Source organism: Kitasatospora sp. NPDC018058 (assembly GCF_044327205.1).
In the GTDB taxonomy this organism is placed as follows: Bacteria; Actinomycetota; Actinomycetes; order Streptomycetales; family Streptomycetaceae; genus Kitasatospora.
On the sequence record NZ_JBIRFA010000115.1, the window covers coordinates 1 to 2781 of the forward strand.

At 68.7% G+C, this 2781-nt stretch carries 2 protein-coding genes and 1 pseudogene; 2 read left to right on the top strand and 1 reads right to left on the bottom strand.

All coding sequences use genetic code 11. The features are described from left to right. Positions 1-219, top strand: a 219-nt coding sequence (locus ACH4E7_RS45240; protein ID WP_396255070.1) for an ATP-binding protein, incomplete at its 5' end; no start/stop codon positions are given. 636 nt (positions 220-855) lie between these two features. Here the strand turns inward: ACH4E7_RS45240 and ACH4E7_RS45245 are convergent. Next, on the bottom strand, positions 856-1422 hold the full coding sequence (locus ACH4E7_RS45245) for a hypothetical protein (RefSeq protein ID WP_396255071.1): 567 nt from the start codon (positions 1420-1422) through the stop codon (positions 856-858). A 449-nt stretch (positions 1423-1871) separates the two neighbouring features. On the opposite strand from ACH4E7_RS45245, the pseudogene ACH4E7_RS45250 reads away from it, so the two are divergent. Continuing rightward, a pseudogene (locus ACH4E7_RS45250) lies at positions 1872-2781 on the top strand (hypothetical protein); the annotation flags it as partial.

The following is a 2781-nucleotide window of genomic DNA, read 5'->3' on the forward strand; positions in this document are numbered from 1 at the left end:
TTCTTCCAGCTGATCTCGAACAGATACGAACGAGCGAGCGTGATCGTCACCTCGAACAAGCCCTTCGGGCGCTGGGGAGAGGTCTTCGGCGACGAGACCGTCGCCGCCGCCATGATCGACCGGCTCGTCCACCACGCCGAGGTCCACTCACTCAAGGGCGAGTCCTACCGCATACGAGGACGCGAACTCGGACGCGTCCCCACCGACGACAACGACTGACACACACACCATCCAGCGAGACTACGGATGGCCCACAACTGAACCGCCGAAACCGGCCCGTTTTGAGCCGTTGCCGACACCTTCCGCCTCGACATGGAAAAGCGGCTCGACCTGCCTCTGTCGGCCACGGCACCTCGGCCCACGCCAAGCGGCCCGGGGTGCCTCCCGTAACGCGAGCTGACGCATGATGAGGACCGTGGAGGAGACGCCCGGTGCTCACCGAGGACGACTTGAGACGACCTCCCTGGCGGGTGGGAGGACGGCGCGCCGTACGAGCGGAGCCTGTGAACGCTGGTCGGCCCCGGTCGCTGCCCTGAGGGAACGGGCGGCGGCCGGGGCCTACGGGGGCGGACACCCTAGTCAATGGCGTACACCACAGGAGAATGACGTAGACGGCGGAACGTCAAAATGGCGTGATCACGGAATCTGCGCCGGTCCCGCCCGCCACACCGGCCCCCGCTTGTCGCCGAGCTGTCCTATCCGAGATCAGCTGAGTTGACCCAGGCGCCAGCGTACGCAGCGTGGCGGCGCAGCTTCTTCTCCATCGCGGGCTGGCGCCCATCGTGGAGCGGTCGACTTCGACCAGCAGCGCGCTGTGTCCGGCCGTCGGCGTGGGTCGTGGACCTGGTGGAGGTGTCAGCTCACGGGCACCTCGTTCCAGGTCAGTTCACGCTGGTGGCCGTGGCGCCAGCCGCGGGTGTGGACCGCGTCGGTGCGGGGCTGGTCGAAGCCGTTCTTGGCGTCGACGTTCTGTCCGCTGTCCCAGAAGGACTGCAGCGCGGAAGCCCCCCACGCTTCCTGTCCTCCCCATGACCACAGCTCGCCGTTCGGACCCAGGGGCGAGGTGTTGCGGTTTTCCATCACCACAGCGCCCTCATTGCCGCCGGTGTAGGCCATCACCTGCTTCTTGGCGGGGTTGTACAGCATGAACTGGGAGGGGTTGCCGAACCGAAACCACGTGCAGAAGGGGTCGGGGTTCTTGGGGTCGATGTGCTCGAGCCAGACCCAATTGTCGGCGGGGCTGGCGCACAGCGCATAGTCCTGGTACGGGCCGCTCTCGATCATCACGTCCCCGGACGGGATCGGGGCGGCCGAGGCCGAAGCCACGGGCATCGCGGTGAGGAGGACCGTGGCGAGGCCGGTCGTGGCGAGGCCGGCTCGCAGGCTGCGTCGGCCGTGAGAGGTCCGCTTGGTTCGTGTCATGTGAAGACAACTCCTCTTCTGTTGTTGGGGGTTGGTGGTTGTGCTCGGCGTGCAGGCGGCGTCCGGTGGGGGCGGCAGCGGGTGGAGACCTGCCACGTTTCGGAGCGCCGGGAGCAGCGGGTGCGAAGAATGCTCACGTCATGCGCATGACATTTGCATGGAGGACCCGGTCCCGCGGGGTGTGTTCGGCGGGATGCGAGCAACTATGCAGACGATCCGTCAGATCCGCAAGACCGGTCCAGGGATGGCGCAGACAGCGAGCGGCCGACGACACGGCCCCGCTACGGCCGGTCAGGGGCGCCGTTCCCGCTGGTCAGGGACGTCGCGAAAAAATTCCGCCCCGGGTGCGACGGAACCAGGGGTCTAACCCGTCTTGGTGGGCAGAGCCCCGCTTGCGAGCCGGAGCTCGTGTGGCCGGAGCGTGAGCGACAGCAGAGGACACCACCGTCATGGACGACTTCCGCACCACCCTGAGCGACGAACTGTCAGAACTCGCTGCTCCTCCGTTGGGTGGTCTGGTCGCGGCTGCCACCCGGCGGGGACGGCGGGTACGCCGTCGGCGGGCCGTCGCCGCCGCGGCCGCGTTGACCGCGGCGGTGGCCGTCGTGGCTGCGCTGGTGTGTGGCGTGCCGGGAACGGGCCGAGCGCAGTTGCAGGCGGCGGCCCCGGACAGGGACGGTTCCGTGCCGTCCGCCGGCGACCGTGCTTCAGGTACCGCGGCGCCGACCACCACGGCCACCGCCGCCCCCACCGGCCCGCTCGTCCCCGCGACCGGTCCGGCGCTCCTGGCCGTACTGCTCAAGACGCTGCCGCCGACCGAGAAGGCCAGCCATTTCGCCGCGGACTCGGGCGAATACCCCAAGGCCGAGGCCGACCTCACCGATGACCGCGGCACCGGAAGAATCACCGTCTCCCTGAGCCCCGAGGCCGGGAACCCCTGCGACGCTAGCGCTGGCTCTGTCAACGCGCCCGGCCGGTGTTTCCGCGACGGCCACGGCCAACAGGTCAGGATCTCCTACGGCCAAGTCGAAGGCCCCTGCACCCAGTACGTCATGGTGACCGTCACCCACCCTGACGGCACGGCCGTACATATCTCCATGCCCGACTGCCTCGCGAAGAAGGGCGACACCCACCCGCCCGGGACGATCGCTCTGACCGAGGACCAGGCCGTCGCCATCGCCGGAGACCCCGCATTCAGCCTGCGCATGGACGCCGGCTTCGTCCGGGCGGCAGCCGACCAGTTCCACGCCCTGCTTCTTACCGACCACCCTGACGGCACGGCCGTACATATCTCCATGCCCGACTGCCTCGCGAAGAAGGGCGACACCCACCCGCCCGGGACGATCGCTCTGACCGAGG

Bases quoted from the DNA above. Each gene is read 5' to 3' on its own strand.
- ACH4E7_RS45245 (WP_396255071.1), bottom strand. From the start codon at position 1,422: ATGACACGAACCAAGCGGACCTCTCACGGCCGACGCAGCCTGCGAGCC.